The sequence below is a fragment of the Larkinella sp. C7 genome (assembly GCF_006149005.1).
Lineage (GTDB): Bacteria > Bacteroidota > Bacteroidia > Cytophagales > Spirosomataceae > Larkinella.
In genome coordinates this window covers 280,690-303,954 of sequence record NZ_VBSL01000006.1, presented here as the reverse complement: position 1 = coordinate 303,954, position 23,265 = coordinate 280,690, and the positions used below count along the sequence as shown (strand labels likewise).

13 protein-coding genes are annotated in these 23,265 nt (G+C 51.9%); 5 read left to right on the top strand and 8 right to left on the bottom strand.

Annotated elements, in window-relative coordinates; genetic code table 11:
- Positions 1–334 precede the first annotated feature (334 nt).
- The 3 genes from rseP to lon all read left to right on the top strand — a co-directional run bounded on the left by rseP (position 335) and on the right by lon (position 4,981).
- Positions 335–1,672 carry an RIP metalloprotease RseP gene (rseP, locus tag FH871_RS17470; RefSeq protein WP_138992697.1) on the top strand — a complete coding sequence of 446 codons (1,338 nt, stop codon included), beginning with the start codon at positions 335–337 and terminating at the stop codon, positions 1,670–1,672.
- Between the two features lie 100 nt (positions 1,673–1,772).
- Positions 1,773–2,249 (top strand): DUF6702 family protein, encoded by a 477-nt coding sequence (locus tag FH871_RS17465; RefSeq protein ID WP_138992852.1) that lies wholly within the window; start codon positions 1,773–1,775, stop codon positions 2,247–2,249.
- 209 nt (positions 2,250–2,458) lie between these two features.
- Complete coding sequence (gene lon, locus FH871_RS17460; protein WP_138992696.1) at positions 2,459–4,981, top strand: endopeptidase La; 2,523 nt, start codon at positions 2,459–2,461, stop codon at positions 4,979–4,981.
- A 172-nt stretch (positions 4,982–5,153) separates the two neighbouring features.
- Here the strand turns inward: lon and FH871_RS17455 are convergent, their stop codons facing one another.
- From FH871_RS17455 to FH871_RS17435, 5 genes are all read right to left on the bottom strand, one after another.
- A complete protein-coding gene (locus FH871_RS17455; RefSeq protein ID WP_138992695.1) occupies positions 5,154–6,701 on the bottom strand; it encodes a SusD/RagB family nutrient-binding outer membrane lipoprotein in 1,548 nt (515 codons plus the stop codon).
- A gap of 22 nt (positions 6,702–6,723) precedes the next feature.
- Positions 6,724–9,960 (bottom strand): SusC/RagA family TonB-linked outer membrane protein, encoded by a 3,237-nt coding sequence (locus FH871_RS17450; RefSeq protein ID WP_138992694.1) that lies wholly within the window; start codon positions 9,958–9,960, stop codon positions 6,724–6,726.
- Between the two features lie 298 nt (positions 9,961–10,258).
- On the bottom strand, positions 10,259–10,441 hold the full coding sequence (locus tag FH871_RS17445; RefSeq protein WP_138992693.1) for a hypothetical protein: 183 nt from the start codon (positions 10,439–10,441) through the stop codon (positions 10,259–10,261).
- 229 nt (positions 10,442–10,670) lie between these two features.
- Complete coding sequence (locus tag FH871_RS17440) at positions 10,671–12,122, bottom strand: SusD/RagB family nutrient-binding outer membrane lipoprotein (RefSeq protein WP_138992692.1); 1,452 nt, start codon at positions 12,120–12,122, stop codon at positions 10,671–10,673.
- 23 nt (positions 12,123–12,145) lie between these two features.
- Entirely contained in the window at positions 12,146–15,352 is a 3,207-nt protein-coding gene (locus FH871_RS17435) for a SusC/RagA family TonB-linked outer membrane protein (RefSeq protein WP_138992691.1), read from the bottom strand.
- Between the two features lie 287 nt (positions 15,353–15,639).
- Between FH871_RS17435 and FH871_RS17430 the strand changes: the two genes are divergently transcribed.
- A complete protein-coding gene (locus FH871_RS17430; protein ID WP_138992690.1) occupies positions 15,640–17,013 on the top strand; it encodes an RsmB/NOP family class I SAM-dependent RNA methyltransferase in 1,374 nt (457 codons plus the stop codon).
- A gap of 110 nt (positions 17,014–17,123) precedes the next feature.
- Positions 17,124–17,954 carry an enoyl-ACP reductase gene (locus FH871_RS17425; protein WP_138992689.1) on the top strand — a complete coding sequence of 277 codons (831 nt, stop codon included), beginning with the start codon at positions 17,124–17,126 and terminating at the stop codon, positions 17,952–17,954.
- Positions 17,955–18,038: 84 nt separating this feature from the next.
- Here the strand turns inward: FH871_RS17425 and FH871_RS17420 are convergent, their stop codons facing one another.
- The 3 genes from FH871_RS17420 to FH871_RS17410 form a co-directional block, all read right to left on the bottom strand.
- On the bottom strand, positions 18,039–21,119 hold the full coding sequence (locus FH871_RS17420; RefSeq protein ID WP_138992688.1) for an AAA family ATPase: 3,081 nt from the start codon (positions 21,117–21,119) through the stop codon (positions 18,039–18,041).
- Positions 21,091–22,353: an exonuclease subunit SbcD gene (sbcD, locus tag FH871_RS17415; protein ID WP_138992687.1), complete on the bottom strand. Its 1,263-nt coding sequence runs from the start codon at positions 22,351–22,353 to the stop codon at positions 21,091–21,093. Before sbcD ends, FH871_RS17420 begins: the two co-directional genes overlap by 29 nt.
- Before the next feature lie 76 nt (positions 22,354–22,429).
- On the bottom strand, positions 22,430–23,215 hold the full coding sequence (locus FH871_RS17410) for a UDP-2,3-diacylglucosamine diphosphatase (RefSeq protein WP_114404556.1): 786 nt from the start codon (positions 23,213–23,215) through the stop codon (positions 22,430–22,432).
- Between the last annotated feature and the right edge of the window lie 50 nt (positions 23,216–23,265).

The window sequence follows — 23,265 nt, the reverse complement described above, 5'->3', positions numbered from 1 at the left end:
AAAAGCGAATTAATTCGTGGCTTTTCGGAAGTTTTTTAACTACGCAACGTTATCTACGTATGGATTTTTGGGTTTGGTTTATCATTGGGTTGGTGATTGGCTTCGTTCTGCTCAAGGTATTTCGAAGAGAAAACAAAGGCCGGCCTTAAAGTCAAGGAAATATGCTGCTGATCAATCAGGAATTTTGGTACGGGTTCAGCGAGGCCCTTGCGGTCTGTTCCGTCATTTTCGGCATTGCGTACCTCCTGAAATTCAGAAAGCAGAAGCAACAATAGAGTAAAACCTAATCAATTAACAAGCAGGCGGTTCGCTGCAATAATCAAAGTTTGAACGAATGGAAATAGTAATCATGGCAGGACAGCTCATTTTGGGCCTGTCAATATTAGTGGGCTTGCACGAATTGGGACACCTGCTGGCCGCCAAGGCGTTTGGGATGCGCGTGGAGCAGTATTTCATCGGTTTCCCGCCGAAAGTCTGGAGCATCAAGCGCGGAGGAACAGAGTATGGTCTCGGTGCCATCCCGCTCGGCGGTTTTGTCAAAATCACCGGGATGATCGACGAATCACTCGATACCAAAGCGATGCAGCAGGAACCGCAACCCTGGGAATTCCGCTCCAAACCCGCCTGGCAGCGGCTGATCGTCATGCTGGGTGGCATCATCATCAACGTCATCACCGGGATTGTCATCTTTGTCGCTCTTACCTACAAAAACGGTGAAACGTATCTTTCGGCCCGTGATGCCAAATACGGTATTGTCGCCTACGAATTGGGCAAAGAAATCGGCCTGAAAACCGGTGATAAGATCGTTCGCATCAACGGAAAACCCTTCGAGGATTTCAGCGACATCCGGAGTTCGGAGGTCTTTCTGGGCTCCGACAGCTACTACATCGTTGAACGCACGGGCGCCGACGGGAAAGTGGAGGAAGTGACCATCGACATTCCCAACGACTTTATCAACAAGTTATCCGACAAGAAGAATGCCGGGATGTTTGTTGAAGCCATTCAGCCCTTCCGGGTCGGTGAACTCGTACCGGGAATGCCCGCCGAAAAGTCAGGTCTGAAAAAAGGCGATGTCATCACTGCCGTCAATGGTCAGCCCACGCGGTTCTACCACGAGTTTCAGGACATGGTCAAGGCGAACGTCAACAAACCGATTACCCTGACCGTACAACGCCCGAACGTTCCCCAGCCGGTTTTGCTCCAGACAACCGTGACCGACAAAGGCCAGATCGGTTTTGGCGCCGAAACGCTGCTGAAGAAAACACACATTGACTACACGTTTGGTCAGGCGCTGGTGAAAGGGACGGAACAGGCTTTCGGCGTGGTTTACGACAACATCAAAGGATTTGGTAAAATCTTCCGGGGCGACGTATCCGCTTCCAAAGCCTTGAGCGGCCCGATTGGCATCGCCCAGAATCTTTTTGGCGGTGTTTGGATGTGGGAACGTTTCTGGTTCGTAACCGGCCTGCTGTCCATGGCCCTCGCTTTCTTCAACATTCTGCCGATTCCGGCCCTCGACGGCGGTCACTCGACGCTGTTGCTCTACGAAATGGTGTCGGGACGGAAACCGTCCGACCGGTTCCTGGAAGGAGCCCAACGGGTTGGCATGGTAATTCTGCTGAGTTTGATGGCGTTTGCAATCTTCAATGATGTATTCAAAGCGGTTTTTTAAAGAAGAGTTGTTTCGCGGAGTTGGGCGGAGAAAAAAGGAGTTAAGCAAAGTTTTTAGTAATCTCCGCTTAACTCCTTTTACCTCCGCTCAACTCCGCGAAATAACTTTTTGCCTTCTTGCACTTTTCTGCCTGACTGGAAGCCATCCGGTGCATACCAGCATTACACAAATGCAGTACAATGCGGCTGAAAAGACGTTTGAAGTGAGTCTTCGGGTGTTTACCGACGACCTGGAAGAGGCTCTGACGAAAGAGAACAACAACCAGCGCGTGCGACTCAGTGATAAAGATGCCAACGGTCCCTTGGTAGAACGCTACGTCCGGAAGCATTTCGGCCTGACCAGCGCCAGCCGTCAGCGAAAACCGTATCGGTATCTGGGCAAGGAACAGGAAGTGGATGCCACCTGGATTTACATCGAAATACCGTATAACGAACCGGTTCAGGGCAGTCTGCTCCAGCAATCCATGCTGACGGATTTGTTCGATGACCAGATGAATCTGGTGAACGTCAGCTATCTGACCGAGAAAAAAACCGTCCTGTTCCGAAAAAGCAATACGCAGCAGGTACTGACCTGGTAGATGTACTTACCCGAAGGAAATGCATTGATTCTGCGTATGCTTTGAGTTTCATTTCCTTTTTTGTTACTTGTATCGATACAGACAATTCTGCCTGTTTTTTCACACAAAATCTTTGGCATACCCCTTGCGCTAGTTATCAATCTTTGTTTCTCAATACCTATTAAGCCTGTATGATACATTAAGACTGTCAGTTTGGCAGGCACCTAATTATGAGTGTAAACAGTAAATACGATACCCAATTGTGGTTAGCTGAATCGGATCTGGACAATCTCGAAATTGTTCCGTTGGGATCAGCCGATGATGCCGACGAAGACTATATTGTCCCCAGCGACCTGTCGATTCTGCCCGTACGGAATACGGTGCTTTTTCCGGGCATGGTGATCCCGGTGACGGTGGGGCGGCAGAAATCGATCAAATTAGTAAAGAAGGCTTACAAGGGAAACCGCATTATTGGCGTCGTAGCGCAGTCGAACCAGCAAAAAGACGAACCGACCGCCGACGACCTCTACCGCCTGGGAACGGTCGCGTACATCATCAAAATGATTACGCTGCCCGATGGCAACATTACCATCATCATTCAGGGCAAAAAACGGTTTGAAATTGTCAATTACCTCCAGGAAGAACCCTATCTGACGGCCAACGTCCGCCAGATCGACGACCATTTCCCGAGCCCGAACCGCAAGGAGTCGAAAGCCCTGATTCAATCACTGAAAGAATCAGCCTATAAAATTCTGCGTCTGAATCCGGAAATTCCGCAGGAAGCCCGGATTGCCCTCGACAACATCGAAAGCCCGATGTTTCTGATGCATTTTCTGTCGTCGAACATCGAAGGCGAAGTGGCCGATAAACAGAAATTACTGGAAACGACCGAAGGTGCGCAACAGGCCACGCTGCTGCTCGAATTCATGCTGCGGCAAATTCAGTTGCTGGAGCTCAAACGCGAAATTCAGACCAAGGCCAGTTCGGACATCGATCAGCAACAGCGCGACTATTTCCTGCGGCAACAGATTAAGGTGTTACAGGACGAACTCGGCATGGACAGCCCCGACCGCGACCTGGAAGAAGTCCGGATGCGGGCGGCCCGCAAAAAATGGACCCCGGCGGTTCAGGCCCATTTTGACAAGGAACTGAACAAACTCCAACGGATCAACCCGATGGCACCCGAGTATCCGGTGACGATGAATTACATCGAGTTGATGGTCGATCTGCCCTGGAACGAGTATTCAAAAGACAATTTTGATCTCCGGCGGGCGCAGAAAGTCCTGGACAGCGACCACTTCGGGCTGGAGAAAGTGAAAGAACGGATGATCGAATACCTGGCGGTTTTGAAACTGAAAAACGACCGGGCTTCGGAAGGCATGAAAGCCCCGATCCTGTGTTTATACGGCCCTCCGGGTGTCGGAAAAACCTCGCTCGGTCGCTCGGTTGCCAAAGCCCTGGGCCGGAAATACATCCGGATGGCCCTGGGTGGCGTTCACGACGAAGCCGAAATCCGGGGGCACCGGAAAACCTATATCGGCGCGATGCCGGGCAAAATCATTCAGAATATCAAGAAATCCGATTCATCGAACCCGGTTTTTATTCTGGACGAAATCGACAAAGTAAGCTCCGATTTCCGGGGTGATCCGTCGTCGGCCCTGCTCGAAGTGCTCGACCCGGAGCAGAACTCGACCTTTATCGACAACTACCTCGAAGTGGAATACGATTTGTCGAAAGTGTTGTTCATTGCTACCGCCAACTCGCTTGACACCATCCACCCCGCCCTGCGTGACCGGATGGAAATCATCGAGCTCACGGGGTATACGGTGGAAGAGAAAATCCAGATTGCCAAGAAATACCTGATTCCGAAGCAACGGAAAGAACACGGTTTAAAGCCGAAAGATCTGATGGTGGACGATAAAGCCATTCAGCGTATCATCGAAAGCTACACCCGTGAGTCGGGTGTTCGGAATCTGGAGCAGAAAATCGGTGCGCTGGTTCGCAAAATCGCCAAGTCGATTGCTCTGGAAGAAGACTATCCGAAAACCATCAAACCGGCGGATGTGCTGAAAATGCTGGGGGCCGAAATCTTCGACCGCGATCTGTATTCCGACGACGACATTGCCGGTATTGTGACCGGTTTAGCCTGGACACAGGTTGGGGGTGAAATCCTGTTCATCGAATCGAGCCTGAGCCGTGGCAAAGGCAACCTGACGCTTTCGGGCCAGTTGGGCGATGTCATGAAGGAATCGGCGGTAACGGCCTTATCGTATCTGAAAGCCCATTCCGACGAGATCGGTCTCGATTATAACGTTTTCAATCACTACGATCTGCACGTTCACGTGCCGGCTGGTGCGGTGCCCAAAGACGGCCCTTCCGCGGGCATTACAATGCTGACGTCGATGGCTTCGATTTATACCCAACGAAAAGTGCGGCCTTATCTGGCGATGACCGGTGAAATTACGCTGCGCGGCAAGGTGCTGCCGGTGGGCGGTATCAAGGAGAAAATTCTGGCGGCAAACCGGGCGGGTGTTCGTGAAATTCTGCTCTGTTCGAAAAACCGGAAAGACGTGGAGGAAATCAACCAGAATTACATCAAGGATCTGACCATCCACTACGTTGATACGGTCGATCAGGTGCTGGAAACGGCCCTTTTGCCCCAACAGGTTTCTAAACCGATGAAATTCGTTTTCCCGAAGGATAAAGAGAAAGAAAGCGAACCCGCTGTTCCGGCGACCGTGACGGTTTTGTGATCTTTCAAGTCAATATAAAATGCAAAATGATGAATGCTAAATGTACAAGTGAAGAGGCTAGCGCACTCTACTTGTACATTTAGCATTCATCATTTTGCATTTATGATTCCTAAAAAAGAAAGGCCATCGATACGATGACCTCCTTCCAATAACCTACCTAATAAAATTTATCTTAATCAACATCCCAGAAAAGTTTCGTGCTAAAGGCATCGATCGTTCCCTGGGCGGTTACGTTGGCACCATTTGAACCCGACTCGGTATTGGGGTAATAAAAGCGTACAGGACGTTTTGCATCCGCCACCTGGATGCTTTGGGGTAGAACCGGCAGGTTCGTACGGCGGTATTCGGTCCAGGCTTCCAAACCGCTGAAGTTGGTCAGGGCAATCCATTTCTGAATGGCGATGGCCGTCAGTTTGTTCGTCGATGCATCCCAATCGTAGTTCTCAATTTTACTTCCCTTGAAAGCTTCTGCACCGGCGACATTCGCACCCAATACGCGGAACGACTGGGCAATACCGGCTTCAAAATACGCTTTTGCAGTCAGTGGCAGCGTTACATCCGCATACCGTTGTTTGGCTTCGGCCAGCAGAAACTGAACTTCCGACGCCGTCATCAAAATCGCGGGCCGGTTGTATTCACCTTTCACGATCAGGCTGGGTCCCAGTGAGGTCGTGTTGGCGGGTAAATAACCGGAGCTAACGCCAAACGGCGTTCCGGAATAGTTAGCCGAAACCTCCTTTTGCAGACTTGTGCCCGGTACGGTCCCATTTTCTCCCCCATTGGCATAGGCAATTCGCTTCATCCGCAGGGTGTCACCGGCGGCTTTCAGCCCATCGATCAGAAACTTGGTGGGACGCGGAAAGTTGTTCAACGCGCGTTTGGCTCCGTTGGCGTCGTAGCCCCAGCGGTCATAAACACCGTTAAGCTTCCCGGCGGTTGCCAAAAAGAAGGAAGGGCCACCGACACCGACCTCTTCGCCCGTGATAAAGCCCGAACCTTCAGTCACAATCTTATTGATCTCGGTCTTGATGTAGGTTTCTTTGCCAGCCACTTTTGACTGACGAATCAGAATTTTCATCTTCAGCGAATTGGCAAACTGTGCCCATTTGGTTGTGCTGCCTTTAAAGACGATATCAGAACCGGTAAAAGCACTGGCAAAGGGGTTGGCTTTCAAATCGACAATAGCTTCATCCAGCAACGTAATCAGCGATTCGTAAATGGCCTTCTGATCATCGAATTTCGGAGCCAGTACGTCGCCCCCTTTCAAGGCTTCGGTATACGGCACGTTTCCGTACATATCGACCAATTGCTGAAACAACATGGCTTTCATCACTTTCGCCGGGCCTTTCAGATACTTCTGATTATTGGCATCGGCGTTGTTGATCACAAACTGATAGTCCTGCAGGTTATCGTAGTAGGCATCCCAATACGTGAAATCACCGTTGGTAAAGTTGTAGGCAAAGATGGTCGTGTTAATAATGTACCCATTCCCCTGCGTCCATTGCCCCGCCCAGTAATAACCGAGTTCGTTGGGCTGGTTTCCGGTTGAGCTGTTCCCGATCAGGTTAGTAGACGTGGTATTCAGTGCATTGGTGAATACAAAGCTCGGCGATGCCGTCGGCAGTACGTTCGGATTGGTATTGATGTCCAGAAAAGACTCTTTACAAGACGTACCAAGAAAGGCCACTAAGGCAACTATGAAGAATGATTTTAATTTCATGTCAAGACAATTTCAGTGGTTACTAAAATGTAAGGTTGATATTTACCCCATACTGACGCACCGGTGGCGTCTGGCCAGTGGTATTGATCCCCACACTGTTGGCGGTTGTCGTGCCTGGAATGGCCGTATTACCCGGCGTCTGATTTCCTACGTTGCTGAATTCTGGGTCCGTGTAATAATTGAGTTTATCCACGATGGTGAATACATTCCGTCCGTAGATGGAAATGCTGGCGCCCGACAGGAACTTCGTTTTAGCAAGCATATCCGATGGGAGACGATACGACAGGTTGATGTCCCGGAGTTTGATAAACCAGGCTGGCGCAACGAAGTTCTCGGAGATCAGCCGGTAGTTATCCACCCAGAGGCCGTATTCCGCTTCGCGTACATTAACCGTTGTGTTGTTGACGACGGTTTTGCCGTCCGTATCCAGATAAGCCGAGTTTGGAAAAACATGCGGAACCCGGTTTTCGGTCCATTTACCGGTTCCGGTGAAGGTCATCTGACGGCCCAGGTCACTGAACATCACGTTGCCGCCCCGGTATTCGAAGTTAAACGTAAAGCCAAAGTTGCCGTATTCCATTTTGGAACCCAGCCCGGCGATGTGCTTGGGCAGTACACCGCCCCGGGTTGACAAAGCCGCATTGCGCAAGGGATAACCCGTGGTGGAGTTCACCAGCACACGACCCGATCCGTCCGGAGCATACTGATACCCATCGGTTTTCAGCATTGGGAAACGGGATCCTTTAATTACGTTGGTGTTGGCGTAAGCAAACGTATTGTTAAGCTGGAATTCATTGACGCCTGGATAGAGGTCATTCACCATGTTGTCGTTGAAAGAGTAGCGAACGCTGGCATCCCAGGAGAATTTACCACCCCGCGCAATCAGGTATTTTAATTCAGCCTCATAGCCCCAGTTTTTGGTCTCCCCCACGTTGATCAGCAAGTTATTGAAACCGGTCGAATTCGGTATTTTAACCGTAATCACCTGCCCTTTAGATCGTTGCGAGTAAGCCGACAGGTCAATATTGATGCGGTTATTCAGCAACTGGAATTCACCACCGATTTCAGACGAGTAGACAATTTCGGGCTTCAGGTTGCCATCGGGCAGTACGTTCCCCACCGAAAGACCGACCACGTTGCCATACGGAAAGTTCGCGCCATTGTTATAGGCCAGGTCTAGGCCATACAACGGAATGTTGTCGTTGGCGTTTTTGTTGGCATTCAACCGAAGCTTGGCGTAGTTCAGGATATTGTTTTTAAGCGAAGGAAATGCATCGGTTGCAATGAACGAAAGGGCGGCACCGTAGTACGGATATGACCAGGTGTTGGCCGGACGATCGGGTTTGTAGAACCGTGACGTTGCATCGAACCGGAACGTACCGTTCAGAATCAGCCAGTTTTTGTAATTCATGGTCAAGTCAGCGTAGTACCCAAACCGGCGCTCCTGCGAGCTGATTTCCCCACCCGTCAATTCGCCCTGGCGGTTGGCTACGTTATACACATCGGGTACCACGATGGAGCTGGAACCAACCCCAATGGCTTTGGTCGTGCGTTGGTAAACGCTGTTTCCCAGAATCAGTTTGTTGGAGAGCGGCCCAAAGTCTTTCGACAACTGAATCAGAAATTCATTGTTGATGACGTTTTCCGTTCCTGAATAATCCAACACCTGACCCAGGTTATCGGTAATGGCGCGGTAGACGCCCGTGCCATCGCCATCCCGATAGAAGGGCGCCGGAATAAAGGCTTTGCTTTTAGCCCAGTCTGAGTATAAAAACTTACCGGTGGTGTTTTTGCCGGTTCGTGAGTTATTCATGGCCCCTAAACGCTCGGTGAACATCAACCAGGAAGTGGGCTTGAAAACCAGGCTCACATTGCCGTTCAGGTTGGAATCCTTGTATCGCATCCGTTGGTTATCAGCGTTGAAATACGGGTTGTTGTAATAATCGTTGTAAAAACCGTTGGGGTTCGCAAACTGATTCGTCTGCCAGTCGCGCAGGTCTTTCAAAGGCAGGTTGGCAGGCTGATTGAGCACGTCATTGTAAAAGTCTGCCGAGGTTCGGTCATACGCGGCCTGGGTATAAGCCGCGTTAAAACTGGTGGTGAGTTTGCCGTATTCTTTCGTCGCCGACAGCCGGGCACCGGTCCGGTTGCTTTTATCATGCGGCACAATGCCGTGTACGGTCTGGTTTTCAATCGACATGTAGAACGAGCTGGTTTCGTCGCCCCCCGAGAAGTTAACCTGGTTATTCATCGAGATACCCGTATCGAAAGCCTTCCGGCGGGCGTCTTTGATAGCGGAATACGGCAGCATGTACTGACCACCACTTTCCGTGGTCCGGCCCTGCATCCGCATGGAGCCATCGAACCGGTCGCCATACTGCTGGTTTTCATACGAGCGCCAGTTGTCTTTCATCCGTTCCAGGTAGTCAGTTTTATACCCTGCTCCGCCGAAGGAAGTAGCATAATGTGATCCGGAGCCAAACTGATCCTGAAGTTTGGGCAGAAAGCTGATCTGCTCAAAGTTCGTGCTGTTTGAATACGATACTTTCAGCTTTCCTTTGGCCCCCCGCTTGGTGGTAATGATCAGCGCACCATTGATCCCGGCCGAACCGTATAAGGTTGCCGCCTGGCCCCCTTTCAGGATCGATACACTCTCAATATCGTTCGGATTGATGATGGCCAACACGGTCGAGGTGGTTTGCATCCCGTCCAGCACCACGAGGGCTTCGTTGTTCCCCGTCAAAGAGCGATAGCCCCGCAAGACCACTTTCACGGCCGGGTCAACGCTGTTGTTGACGTTATAGACCGCTAAGCCGGTTACTTTGCCCGACAGCGCCTGAGCCAATTGAGGAGAGCGCCCCACGGTTACATCCTCGGTTGTTACATTGGAATACGCATACCCAATTTCCCGCTGGTTTTTCCGGATGCCCTGGGCCGTTACCACAATCTCCTGCAACTGGGAAACGTCGGATTTCAGGGTAACATCGATGCGGGTTTTTGTATCGACCGTAACACTTTGGTTCAGAAAACCGATGAAACTGAACTGCAATACCGTTCCTTTTCCGACCGTGATCTGGTAGGTACCGTCGGCACTGCTCGTGGTTCCTTTGGTGGTTCCCTTCACAATCACATTCACACCGGGAAGCGGAGAACCATCTTCCGAGGCCGTGATCCGGCCCGATACGGTAAGATCCTGCGCCCACAAAGGCAGACAGAACACAAATGACAGCAGCAAGCTACTGAGTAAATGTTTTTTCATAATGAAATTGTAGTTTGTTTGGTTAATTCAACGAAACAGACGATCACGGTGGCAGTGTCAACACGGCCCGTTTACGTCATCCTGTTTTAGAAAAGTCTCCCGCTGAAAGCGGACTGTATGAGTTTTGTGCAGATACTCCAAAACCGTAGCGTCATGACCGATCAACTACCCGTCGCTGTCGCATGGGGTACGAAATCGCACCTGATGCGTAAGCAATCAATGCGTCTGACGAACTGAATTTCAGAGTATGGGCAACAACCCGTACTGTAAAATACGCTGAGATGTAGGGGGTAAATTTTTAACGAAACTGGTGACCAGCGCCGTTGGTAAAAGATGAGCTAAATGAGCCGATGGAATGACCGGAAAGTAGCGAGTCGGCGTTTCCGGAAATCAATGCATCCGGCAAACGTCTCAATTGAGGGGGAGATTCGGCCACTGTACCAAGGGGATACAGCGGATCAAATAGTAAAACTTTTTTCATGTTTTTAGCGTAGGTTAATGAATTACAACGGCCAATATACAAAATATTCTATCAGTCAATATTCATAATTGCAATACTTTGTTCCCTTATCCTGCTTTATTATAAAATTTAATGCGGATTTAATCTCTACACTGAAAATCTAGTAGTTACAGGACATTTTTTATAAAAAAAAACGTCCCCCCTGCGGTCGCAGGGGGGACGTTACTGATGTCACTCGTCCAGAGCAGGATCAGGGTTTGTCCCACCATACCCGCGTATACGGATCATCGGGACCCTGGCTGGCGATCACGGCATTGTAGTTAGCCGTGTTCAGCGTCCCCTCCGTTGCGACCGGATAGGCCAGGCGACGCGGAATGGCCGTGCCGCCGTTGAGGGGTGAAGCCGCCGGTTTCAGCACCGGGAAGCCCGTCCGGCGCCAGGAGTTCCAGGCCGACGTTCCCTGATTGAACAATGCAATCCAGCGCTGCGTGGCAATCAATTCGATTCCTTTGGCATCATTATAGGCCACATCCGGCTGAGCAATGTAAGCTGTATAAGCCGCATCCGTATAGGCAGTTCCCATCCATTGCTGGAGAGAAGCTTTAATAGCCGATTCATACAAGGTTTTGGCGTTACCCGTCGTCCAGCCCAGTTTGGCCGCTTCAGCCTGCGCAAACAAAACCTCAGCATAGGTCACGATGTTGGCCGGGGCATTTTGTGCCGCAACCGTTGTTGCCGCCAGCGAGAAGTTCTGCGCCGGGCCGGTAGCCGGGAAAACCGCATACGGAACCCCTACGTATTCCCCCCGCTGGTTGGGAGCCGCCAGATATGGCAGACGCGGATCGCTCACTTTCTTGAGATAATCCACAAACGTGTTGCTCACCGCGAAGTCTTTCCGGTTACTCCGGACATAGTTGGTATACAACGGATTCTCGTTGTTGGCATCCGACAGATACGTATACCGGACGTTATCCGCGTTCGAAGCCAGAACGCCATCGGCCACAGCTGCTGTAAATTCGGCTTTCCCTTTCGTTGGATCGACTTTTGACAGTTGCAGCGCGGCCAGCATCCGTTGGGTTGCGGCAAACTTTTTCCAGCGGGCGGCACTTCCGCTGAGCAAAATATCACCCTTCACAGCCGCCCCGGCATCAAACTGGGCTGCGGCTTCCTTGTATTCCTTAAACAGATCGGTATAAATATCCTGCTGCTTGTCGAAAGCCGGTGAGAAATTCTGATCGCCTTTCAACGCCTGTGAGTACGGAATGTCGCCCCAGCGATCGGTCATCCACTGATAAATATACGCTTTCAGAATCCGGGCAATGGCAATCTGGTTGTTGTTCGATCCGTATGTCGCCACACTGGCGCGGGTAGCCTCGTTGGTGTTCTGATCGATGATGGCCTGCAGGTTGACCAGCGGCCCCGCATACAACCCGTTGTAGCTGAAGTTGATGGTCTTATACCGGGAATCCTCGATATACGTTACATCGCCAAACTGCTGAACGTACAAAGCCGGCGTGATGTTGAACCCGGCCGGCCCCACCTGGCTGTTCATCGTTCCGACGGTTCGAATGGCCCCCGTAAACAAACTGGCGGTGTTGGGCAACAGCGGACTGTTGGGGTTGACGTTCATTTCTTCGAAATCGCTGCAGGCGACTGTCGTCAGCATCAACCCGGCAAAAAGAATGGACTTATAAAGTTTCATGATGTCTGTTTTTGAAGTGTTGATTAAAGACCCAGGCGCAGGTTGATCCCGAACGAGCGAACAGGCGGCAACTGACCGCCTTCATACCACAGGGTCTCCGATTCAGAAATATCGATACCGCCACCAATCGCGCTGTAAATCAGCAACGGATTGCGGGCAATCAGCGAAATGTTGGCCGATTTGATGAATTTACCCAGCATGTTTTTCGGGAAATTGTACCCCACAGCTACTTCGCGCAGTTTGATGTAGGATTTATCGTAAATCCAGTACTCGTTCAGCGCAAACAGCCAGTTTTCATACAGGTTCTGGGCATCGACCCGGGTGGTGTTTGGCTGGCCATCTTCCGTTACACCTTCCAGCAAAATACCGCCATTGTTCGCAACCGGATCGCGTTTCGGTACACCCAACTCGTTCAGACCGGCGGTTTCGGCACCCAGACCCGAATAGTTGTTGAACATTTTTGTGGTCGAGAAGAATTTACCCCCGGCAATGAAGTCAGCATTCACCCGCAACGACAGCCCTTTATACGTAAAGGTATTCAGGAATCCACCCTTGAACTTCGGCAGCACCGATCCCAGCGGCACGTTTTCTTCCTTGATGTATAAACCGGCATTGGCACCACTGCCGTAGACCAGGCGGTTTCCGTTGGCATCTTTCTTGATTCCCTGCCCTACCAGCAGACCCCAGTCTTCGCCTTCGCGGGCGTTGAGGGTCAACGTCCGCCATTGGGGGCCGTCGATCTGGTAGTTGGTCAAGCCTTCCCGCAGTTCAACGACCTTCGAGCGGTTGCGGTCCAGGTTGATGTCAAATTCCCAGGTAAAACCGGATGCCGACCGAACCGGCGTCGCGTTGATGTGCAACTCCAGACCGCTGGTTTGAATCAGACCGGCGTTGATAACGGCGTTGGTATAGCCGCTGGTCGGCGTAACCGGCACCGGAATAATCTGGTTTTTGTTGTCGTTGCGATAGGCCGTAAATTCAAAACCCAGTCGGTTATTCAGGAAACGCAGGTCAATACCACCTTCATAAGACGACGACAGACCCGGCTGCAGGTTGGAATTTGGCAAAAGCGATGGAAGGAACAGCGTTGCATTACTCGAATACGGTGTTCCGGAGTTGTAGGCCAACGCCGTCTGGTAAGGACCAACGTCCGTACCCACCTGGGCATAACCGGCCCGGATTTTACCGTATGACAGAATGCTGTTCTGCGGAATCAACTCCGAGAACACCAAACCGGCCGACACGGACGGATACAGATACGAGTTGTTGGCTTTCGGCAGGGTCGACGACCAGTCGTTCCGAATCGAAGCTTCTACAAAAACAAAATCTTTGTAACCAACGCTCACGTTTCCGAATACACTGTTGACCTGCCGTTCGTACAAGTAATTGTTCGACAAAGGCCGGTCGATGGAAGCGGCAATGTTGTAGAAATTCGGCGCCGAAAGCCCCCCTACCGTGGCCTGGAACTGACCGTCGATGCGGTTGTAGCGGATGTTTCCCCCGGCATTGGCGACCACCGACAGGTTGGCAAATTCCTGGTTGTAACTGGCCAGAAATTCGTAGTTGTTTTCGCGGGCACTGGCTCCCAGGGTCGAGTAGGCACCCAAACCGCCTGCGTTTAGCGTACCCTGTGCCACGCGTGATTCCTGCGTAAAGTAGTTCTGGTCGCGCCGGACAGTGGCCGAGGCTTTCAGGAAAGGCGTAAATTCATACGTCAACCCAATGTCTCCGAACAGCCGGTCGCTGCGGTTGGTGTTCGTATTTTCGTACACCTGCGTATACGGGCTATCCCAGTATTTCGGGCGCGGATCGGTGGGACTGCCAATGTTCCAGCTCCGGAACGTACCGTCCGGATTCTTGTAGTTTTTGAGGTCGTCGATGCTAAGCTGACGCTGAAACCACTGGTTGAACGAACCGATCGTCTGGTTATACCCGTTCAGGGTAGCGTTCGAAATACCGATCGGGCTGTTCGACGGTGTCGTACCACCCGAAGAACCGTAGCGGTCAGCCGGCAGGTTGTTCGTTTTGAACGCCGTATAATTCACATTCAGGTTGGCCGACAGTTTGCTGCCAAATTTGATCGTGTTTTTGGCACTGACAAAATCGCGGGTTTGTGACGAGTTCGGAACAATCCCGTTGTTGATGATGTGCGTGTACGAAATCCGGCTTTGGAACGCTTCCGTTCCGCGCGAAAAGGCGATGTTGGTGTTGTTGCTGATCGGTTTGGCGAAGAAATCGCGCACGTTGTTGGGATTCGCAGAATACGGCGTCAACTGTCCGAAACCGGGTCCCTGCTGCCAGGATGCCGCCGAGCGGTGCGGAGAGTTGTCGATGCGGGGACCCCAGCTTTCATCGGCCGAATAATCCAGGATTCTCTGCCCGTTGAACGCTGACCAGGCAGCCGGATGCAACGCCGGATCATATTCAAACGTTGCCCAGTCCTGCGAGTAGCCCCCGCCGTATTCGTTCTGGTATTTAGGCAGCAGACCCACCATATCGATGGTGGTGCTGTGGTTGATGTCGAGCCGGGTTTCGCCCGCTTTGGCGCGTTTGGTCGTAATAACGATAACCCCGGCCGAAGCCCGGTTTCCGTACAAAGCCGTCGCCGAAGGACCTTTCAGCACCGACAGCGTTTCCACATCGTCCATGTTGACCTGGCTCACATCGGTGGGCGTGCCGTCTACCACATACAGCGGATCACCGCCCGTCAGGGAGTTGACCCCCCGAACCCGGATGCTGGGGCTGCCAAACTTAGCCGCCGACTGACCCAACACCTGCACACCCGCAATTTTACCGGCCAGGGCGTTGGCCACGTTCTGGTCGCGGGCAATGTTCAGTTTCTCCTGTTTCAGTTCCTGAACGGCGTAATTGAGGGCTTTCTTCTCCCGCGAAATACCGAGGGCCGTCACCACAATTTCCTGAAGTGTCGATGCATCGGGTTCCAGCGCCAGATCGACCGTCGAGCGATTCCCGATGGAAACGTCCGTCGTTTTAAATCCAATAAACGAAAACGTTAACGTTCCGGCATTGTCAGGCACGCTGAGGGTGTATTCGCCGTTGGCATTGGACGTCGCTCCGCGGGAAGTTCCTTTGACGACAATGTTTACACCGGGAAGTGGAGAGGTGTCTTCGGCGGAGGTCACTTTGCCCGAAACCGTACGGGTTTGCGCAAAGGAGAAGCCCACCGTGCCCAATAGGCACAATGAGGCAATGAGTAAACGTTTCAACATGTTCTTAGTTAGGTTAATGAAGCAATGCACTAATTAGCTAATCACTAATTTCGTAAAGTGAAATTACTACAAAATTTTGTTTTGTCAACAAGTCATAAGGCACTAATCCAAGCCAGAATATTTTGTAAAATGAATTAATACCCATAGAAAAACACACTAATCAGAAGTTAACTAATTGTTAACCAAATAATTAATATCAGTAACATTACTTTTATACCAACCTGAATTCCTATTCAATGGCCGTTCCGTTGTAAGCGAACAACTCAGAAAAATTATATATTTGTCCGATGAGTGACATCCCTTTACCCACCCCATTCCGGCACCAAATGGAGCAGCAATTGGGTGCCCATTACCCAGCATTTCTGGCGTCTCTGCAACAATCGCCCCCCATCAGCATCCGGGTGAATCCCCAAAAGATGGCGTTGCCAACGGCCGATCTGGAACCGGTTTTGTGGTGTCCCGAAGGCTTCTATTTGCCCGAGCGACCGGTTTTTACGCTTGACCCCTTGTTTCAGGCCGGTGCGTTTTACGTCCAGGAAGCATCGTCGATGCTGGTGGCAGAAGCCCTGCGCCAGACGGCCCGGTTGAAACGCCCGCTGCGGGTGCTGGATCTGTGTGCCGCGCCCGGCGGCAAAAGTACCCTGCTGGCTTCGCTGCTGAACGCCGACAGTTTGCTGGTTTGCAACGAAGTCATTCGCAGCCGGATTCCGGTTTTGAAAGAAAATATGGAAAAATGGGGCTTCCCGAATGTCGTCATCAGCAACCACGATCCGGAAGACTTTAAATCCCTGAACGGTTTTTTCGATGTCGTGCTGGTGGATGCCCCCTGCTCGGGCGAAGGGTTGTTTCGGAAAGATCCGGAAGCCATGCTCGAATGGTCGCCGGATAGCGTCGTATTCTGTGCCGCCCGCCAGCAGCGGATTCTGACGGCCGCCACGCCCCTGCTGTGCGACGACGGATTGCTCCTTTATAGTACGTGTACTTATAATGACGAAGAAAATAGCCAGAATGCCGCCTGGCTGAGCCAACACGGTTTTGAAAACCTTCCGCTACAGTTGCCCGAATCCTGGGGAATTGCCGAAAAGACGCTGGACAAAACCGTCGGCTACCAGTGTTATCCCCACCGGGTAACCGGCGAAGGTTTTTTCCTGAGTGTGTTCAAAAAGAAACAACGATCAAGCCCCGAAATGGGCGTTCCCCGGTCGTTTCGGTCGCTCAAACCGGTCCGCAACTGGCAGGAGAAAATCTTAAAAACCTTTCTGAAAAATCCCGACGCCTTTTCGTTTTATGTGAAACCGAATGAGGACGTTTTTGCGATCCCGGAAACCCTCTCGGCCGACCTCCGCGTGCTGGATGCGGCCCTCCACAACAAAGGATTTGGGCTGGAAATGGGCACGTTCAAAGGCGACGATTTCATTCCGTCGCACGCGCTCGCGCTGAGCACCGCCCTGGCCGAAAACCTGCCGGGAATTGACTTATCAAAAGACGATGCGCTGCGGTATTTCAAGAAAGAAAACCTGGTTTTGAACGAACCGGTGAAGGGCTGGCTGCTGGCCCGCTACAACGGATTGAATCTGGGCTGGCTGAAAGGCGTGGGCAATCGGGTGAATAATTACCTGCCGAAAGAATGGCGCATCCGCATGGATATCAAGGAATATTGATCCGCAAACCCGGCCCGGTGCAAACGCCGGTGTTGGCATTCCAGCAAAAAAAGTAGTTACTTTGCCCCCTTCTGAATCGACACGATCACCCAACAAAGCAACTCAAATTCATGGCTTACGGATTATTGAAAGGCAAGCGAGGAATCATCACCGGAGCATTGGATGAAAAATCCATTGCCTGGAAAGTAGCACTGAAAGCGAAAGAAGAAGGCGCAACATTTACGCTTTCCAACGCACCGATAGCCATGCGAATGGGTGCGATCAAACAATTGGCGGAGCAATGCGACGCTGAAATCATTTCTGCCGACGCGACGTCTTTAGAGGATATTGAAAACCTGTATACCAAATCAATGGACGTGTTGGGCGGCAAAATCGACTTCGTGCTGCACTCCATCGGCATGAGCCCCAACATTCGCAAGAACAAACCATACGGCGATCTGAACTACGAGTGGTACCAGAAAAGCCTCGACGTTTCAGCCCTGTCGTTTCATAAAATGATGCAGACCGCCGAGAAACTGGATGCCATCAACGAGTGGGGTTCGTTCGTCGCTCTGAGCTACATTGCCGCCCAGCGGACGTTCCCGTTCTATACCGACATGGCCGATGCCAAAGCCGTGCTCGAATCCATCGCCCGGGGCTACGGTTACCGCTATGGTAAACTGAAAAACGTTCGGGTCAATACCGTTTCGCAGTCGCCAACCATGACCACAGCCGGTTCCGGGGTAGGCGGTTTCGACGTTTTCTACGAATACGCCAACCTCATGTCTCCTTTGGGGAACGCAACCGCCGAAGATTGTGCCAATTATGTCATTACCCTCTTCAGCGATCTGACCCGCATGGTAACGATGCAAAACCTGTTGCACGACGGCGGTTTCTCAAGCGTCGGCATTTCGGAAGACATGGCTGTAAAACTGACTGCTATTCAGCAGCAGCAACAGTAAAAAAAGAAAGAATACCGGAGCAGGGAGGAAAGGATAAAAGGGAGCCACTGGCACGTTTGTCCTTTTCTCCCTTTGCTGTTCTAATTACACTTCAATCACACTGATCTTACTATTTCCGTCCATCCCTTTCTCCACCTGAATCTGTACGCTGATCCGCTCCTTGATCTCGTGCCGGTGGGAAATGATGCCAATGGTTTTCTTGCTGTCGTGCTGCAATTTTTCCAACATAGCAATGGCCGTATCGAGCGAATCGGGGTCGAGCGTGCCGAAGCCCTCATCAATAAAGAGGCTTTCAATCTGAACGTTCTGGGAAGCCAGATCCGATAACCCCAACGCCAGCGCCAGACTGAGCGTAAACGTTTCGCCCCCCGACAGGCTGGACACCGAGCGTTCGGTGCTGCCCTGGTAGAGATCCACAACGTAGAGTTCATCCTGCCCGTCGCGCGGTTTCAACAACAAATACCGATCCGACAGCTCTTTCAACCGCCGATTCGCCAGACCGATCAGTTGCGCCAGCGTCAATCCCTGCGCAAACTTGCTGTAATCGTCACCTTTCGCACTGCCGATGAGCCGGTCCAGTTCCCGCCAGGGCCGGGCTTCGGTTTCCAGCTTTTCAAGGTCTTTGGTCAGTTGTTTGAATTTCCGACGTTTCTCCTTGTCTTCCTCCAGTTGCCGTTTGTAATACCCGATGTTTTCCCGCTCGCCGGATTCTTCCTTTTTCGTGGCCAGCAGTTTGGCCGTTACTTCATCCAGCGGCAAGGCAGTCTGGCAGGCTTCGGCGGCTTCCTGACGTTTCAGCGTTTCTTCCTTTTGCTTCCGGACAATCTCGTCGGCTTCTTTTTCCAGAGCGGTTTTCAGTTCCTGCAAGTGCCGGACTTTCGGTGTTTCGAGCAGACAGGCACGGGCGTCGGTCAGGTCGGCAAAACCGCGTTCCACCAAAACCGGCTGTAATTCTGTGGTCAGCGTTTGGTAGTTTTTGTCCGAATCGGCATAATTGGCGGTGGCTTTTTCGAGCAGGCTTCGCTGCGTACTAATTTTCGCCCGAACGGTAGTGTATTGACTCACAAGCTGTTCACACTGAAACCGCACATCATCGCCCACAAACAACTGCTCTTTTTGCGTTTTCAGCAATTCCGCCTGATTTTTACTCTGCTGCACGGTTTCCAGGTCACCCGAAAGCCGTCGCAACAGACTTTCTTCCTCCCAGAGCGTTTGAATCTGGTTCAGTTCTTTCCGCTGAATCTGAATCTCCTGCTGGGCGTCCTTGATCTGCTCCGGCGACAGCGTGGGGTCCAGCGCGAGCGTGGTCAGCCGGTTTGAAATAAACGTCCTTTTTTCGGAGTAGGCCTTCCGAAGCACATTCCGCTGCTCGGAATACAGCTCCAGTTCCGACTGTACTCTCAGCAATTTCCCCTGTAAGGCATCCAATTCCTTTTTCTTATGCTCCAGATCCTTCGTAGCCAGCCGCAACTCCAGTTCGAGTTTACCGGTCTGGTTGATGTAATGCTGGGCGTACGGATGGTCCAGCGAACCGCATAACGGACAGGGCTCACCATCCTGCAAAGCTTTACGAAGTTCTTCCAGATCCGCTTCTTCGGCCAGTCGTCGTTTGGTATTCTGCAACTGGTCAATTTTCTGCTGAAGCCCTTCCACCTCTGCCACTAGCTGGCTCAGCGGTTTTTGGTGTTCGTTCAGAAAGGCGGTGTGGTCATTGATTTTGCCGTTCAGCGTCGTTCCGTCGAGCAAACGCTCCTGTTGCTGAATGAGCAACGTCCGCAGTTCGGCCAGATTTCCGTCCTGTTCCAGCAGCCGGTCTAACTCATCCTGAATGGATGCCGGGGTCAGGGCTGTGTAATCCTTCTCAATTTGCACCAATTGAACGTTCAGCTCATGCAATCGCCCCTTGACTAACGCCGTCATCTGATCGACATCCCGCAGATCGAGCGACTTAAACCATTCCAGCTTTGTATTTTCCAGTTCTTTTTTGATCGAACTGAATGCCGGTTTGGCTTTATCGCGTTCGGTTTGGTACCGGTTGGTCAGATCCAGCACGGTTTCCCGAAAGTCGTTCAGGTCTTTTTCAAAGGTCTGTTCCGACAACCCCGCTTTCTGCGTCAGCGTTTGCGCCTTCCCAATCAAAACCGCTTGCTGTTTCTCCAGATCGTGGAGATTCGCGCGGGCCGTTAGCTGGTCGTGTTCGGCGGTTTTGCGGCTGCGTTCGGCGTTGGCAATGTCGGAGAAGTAAGCGGCCAGGTCGGCGACCTGCTCATGGCGTTGCAGTCGCAATGCATCCGGCACAAAGGCCTGTTTCTTCTCTTCCGACACCTGCTGCCGCTTGGTCAACACCGCAAGCTGTTGATCGGCATCGGCAATCTGGCGCAGGAATTTTTCTTCGTTTGTATAAAAGACAATCACTTTGGCGAGGTCATCCAGGCGGCTCCCAATGGCTTTCTGACGACTTTTGAGTTCGTCAACCTGCTCGTCGCTCAGCACTTTGATCAGCTCGACTTCCTGCCGTTTTTCCCTGATTCGTTCGTCGTAGGTTCTATTGACCTGGTGCGCCCGCTGGCCCAGTTGCCGGTAAATTTCGGTGCCGGTGATCCGTTCCAGCATCTTGCTCCGTTCAGCCGCCCGCGACTTCAGAAACTGGTCGAACGCGCCCTGTGCCAGCACGATGGACCGGATAAACTGGTCGTAGGTCAGGCCAATGAGTTCTTCGTTTTTCTTCGGAAATTCGCTCAAGCCTTTGATCGGCAGCAACTGACCTTCCGTTTGCCCTTCGGGGAGAAAGGCAATTTCCATTTCGTAGTTGTTCCAGTTGCCGTTGCGGTTTTTCTTGATCGACCAGCGCGAGCGGTAGGCTTTCCCGCCCACTTCGTACTCAATCTCCGCATAAGCCGACGTTCCGGGTTCCCGGGCCGCCTGCTGATTGACCAGAATGCCTTCGTCGATGATGCTGGTATTGGAAATGCCGCCCGAAATCCGCGGCACCCGGTTGAACAACGCCAGCGTAATGACGTCCAGCAAAGTCGATTTTCCGGCTCCGGTTGGCCCGGCAATGACAAACAGGCCGGTACTGTTCAGCAGCCCTTCGTTAAACTGAATCGGCGGGTGTTCGCCGTAAAAGGAATTGATGTTACGAAAGCGAATTTGTCGGATTTTCATGCAGGAGTACAGGATGGGCTGCTTGTTCCGTAACCAAACGATACAATTCTTTATAGGCTTCCAGAAGTGCCGTCCGCTCGTCGCCTTCCACCAGCGACGCATCCAGCCGACGGCCAAACACATCGAGGTACGAAAGGTCCTGCAACTGCGTGTCGGCCACGTAAAGCGAGTCTAACCCTTTTAATTTATTGCGAAAAATCAACCGGGATTTGGCAATCAGAAACGGCGCTTCGGCATAATCGCGCTGCAACTGCTCGAAATGCTGCCGAACCGTGAGACTCTCGTTCTCTTCTTCCACCAGAATTTCCACCATCGTAGCCAGCGCGTCGGTTTCTTCCAGTTTTTCCAGCGTCTCCCGAACGGCATCCAGCGTTCCGGCCACCTGTCGCAACGAGCGGAAGTGCGGAACCGGAACAGATTCGATGGTCTTGATTTTGCCGTTTTCGACGGTCAATTCCAGCACCTGATGCCGGTTATCGCGTTCGGCAAAACTCAGCGGCAGCGGAGCGCCACTGTAACGAACGGTTTCAATCCCCCCGATCTGCTGCGGGACGTGAATGTGTCCCAGCGCCACATAATCGAAACCGGGTGGAAAATGCTCGGACGAAAAGGCCGCCTGCCCGCCCACCGCGTGAATCTCCCGTTCGCTTTCGGGCGAAACCGTGGCGCCATTGACGTATAAATGGCCCATCGCCAGAACCGGCACATCGCGGTATGCTGTCTGGCAATGATCGACAATGCGTTCGTAATGATTCCGGATGCCCATCCGCACGGCGTCGATGCGTTCCTCGTAGGTTTGACCCGAAATGGATTGTCGCAAATCGCTGTCGCGGAGATAGGGAACGGCAGCCACCAGCAAATCCGTCGAGCCGGTTTTTAGCCGAATCACCTCTTCGATGCAGTCGCCGGTTGTGCAGCCAATGACGTGAATATTAAGGTGCCGGAGCAGTTCGCGCGGGGCGTTGAGCTTGCTGGGCGAATCGTGATTGCCACCGGTGATGATGATTCGGCGTTCCAGCGGCAGCATCCGGGTCAGAAACTGGTAATACAACTGCATCGACCCGTCGTTGGGGTTCGTCGTATCGAAAATATCCCCCGAAATAATCAGCACGTCGATCTCCCGGCTTTCGACGGTTTCAGCCAGCCAGTCCAGAAACCGGACGTGATCGTCGCGGAGTTCATGCTTGTACAGTCGTTTTCCTAAATGCCAGTCTGCGGTATGCAGAATTTTCATATGCCAGAGCTTCTAATACCGGAAGTTAGCGAAAAATACCGGATGCTGGCGAAAATCAAATGCGGAAAATAACGAATCAAGCCTGGTATAGGGCGGGTTGGGACTCGGCTTTTTCGAGTTCGGAGCTATAATACAGGAGGTTCCAGTTGCCGTCGTGATCTTCGACCAGGGCGCTCAGCGATTCCACCCAGTCGCCGGAATTCATGTAAATCAGGTCGTCGAACTGGCGGATGGCCGGTTGGTGAATGTGGCCGCAAATGACGCCGTCGCAGTTTCGGGCTTTGGCGAGTTCGGTCAGTTTTTCTTCAAAATCCGAGATGTAACTCACCGCCTGTTTCACCCGGCTTTTGATCTTTTGCGACAGCGAATAATACGAAAGTCCCCGCCAGGCGCGGTAATTGTTGTAAAATTTGTTGACCCAGAGCAGAAACGTGTAGCCAATATCACCCAGGTAGGCCAGCCATTTCATCTGCGTCGTGATGGTATCAAAAACGTCGCCGTGGGTGATGTAAAACCGTTTTTCGCCGGAATTCAGAACGTAATCTTTCCGGATGGAAAAGAATTTCCCAAGCCGCAACGGCATGATCTGGTCCAGAAAATCGTCGTGATTCCCGCGCAGGTAGATCACGCGGGTGTCGTGCCGGTCCATCGCCTTCAAAATGGCCCGCCAGAACGCCGTGTGTTTCTTTTTCCATTCGCCCCCCCGGCGCAGTTGCCAGCCGTCGATGATGTCGCCGTTGAGAATTAATTTCTGACAACTGTAGTACTTCAAAAAGTCAGTGACTTCCTTTGCCTTCGAACCGCTCGTTCCCAAATGCACATCCGAAATGACGATCGTTCGGAAATGAGTGTTTTGTTTCATGTCCGAAAATACGGTTTGTGTATGAGTCCGGTATTTCCTCAATTTTACCG

Excerpts from the sequence above, each read along its gene's own strand:
- rseP (WP_138992697.1), top strand. The coding sequence starts at position 335 with ATGGAAATAGTAATCATGGCAGGACAGCTCATTTTGGGCCTGTCAATA.
- lon (WP_138992696.1), top strand. The coding sequence starts at position 2,459 with ATGAGTGTAAACAGTAAATACGATACCCAATTGTGGTTAGCTGAATCG.
- FH871_RS17455 (WP_138992695.1), bottom strand. The coding sequence starts at position 6,701 with ATGAAATTAAAATCATTCTTCATAGTTGCCTTAGTGGCCTTTCTTGGT.
- FH871_RS17450 (WP_138992694.1), bottom strand. The coding sequence starts at position 9,960 with ATGAAAAAACATTTACTCAGTAGCTTGCTGCTGTCATTTGTGTTCTGT.
- FH871_RS17445 (WP_138992693.1), bottom strand. The coding sequence starts at position 10,441 with ATGAAAAAAGTTTTACTATTTGATCCGCTGTATCCCCTTGGTACAGTG.
- FH871_RS17440 (WP_138992692.1), bottom strand. The coding sequence starts at position 12,122 with ATGAAACTTTATAAGTCCATTCTTTTTGCCGGGTTGATGCTGACGACA.
- FH871_RS17435 (WP_138992691.1), bottom strand. The coding sequence starts at position 15,352 with ATGTTGAAACGTTTACTCATTGCCTCATTGTGCCTATTGGGCACGGTG.
- FH871_RS17430 (WP_138992690.1), top strand. The coding sequence starts at position 15,640 with ATGAGTGACATCCCTTTACCCACCCCATTCCGGCACCAAATGGAGCAG.
- FH871_RS17425 (WP_138992689.1), top strand. The coding sequence starts at position 17,124 with ATGGCTTACGGATTATTGAAAGGCAAGCGAGGAATCATCACCGGAGCA.
- FH871_RS17420 (WP_138992688.1), bottom strand. The coding sequence starts at position 21,119 with ATGAAAATCCGACAAATTCGCTTTCGTAACATCAATTCCTTTTACGGC.
- sbcD (WP_138992687.1), bottom strand. The coding sequence starts at position 22,353 with ATGAAAATTCTGCATACCGCAGACTGGCATTTAGGAAAACGACTGTAC.
- FH871_RS17410 (WP_114404556.1), bottom strand. The coding sequence starts at position 23,215 with ATGAAACAAAACACTCATTTCCGAACGATCGTCATTTCGGATGTGCAT.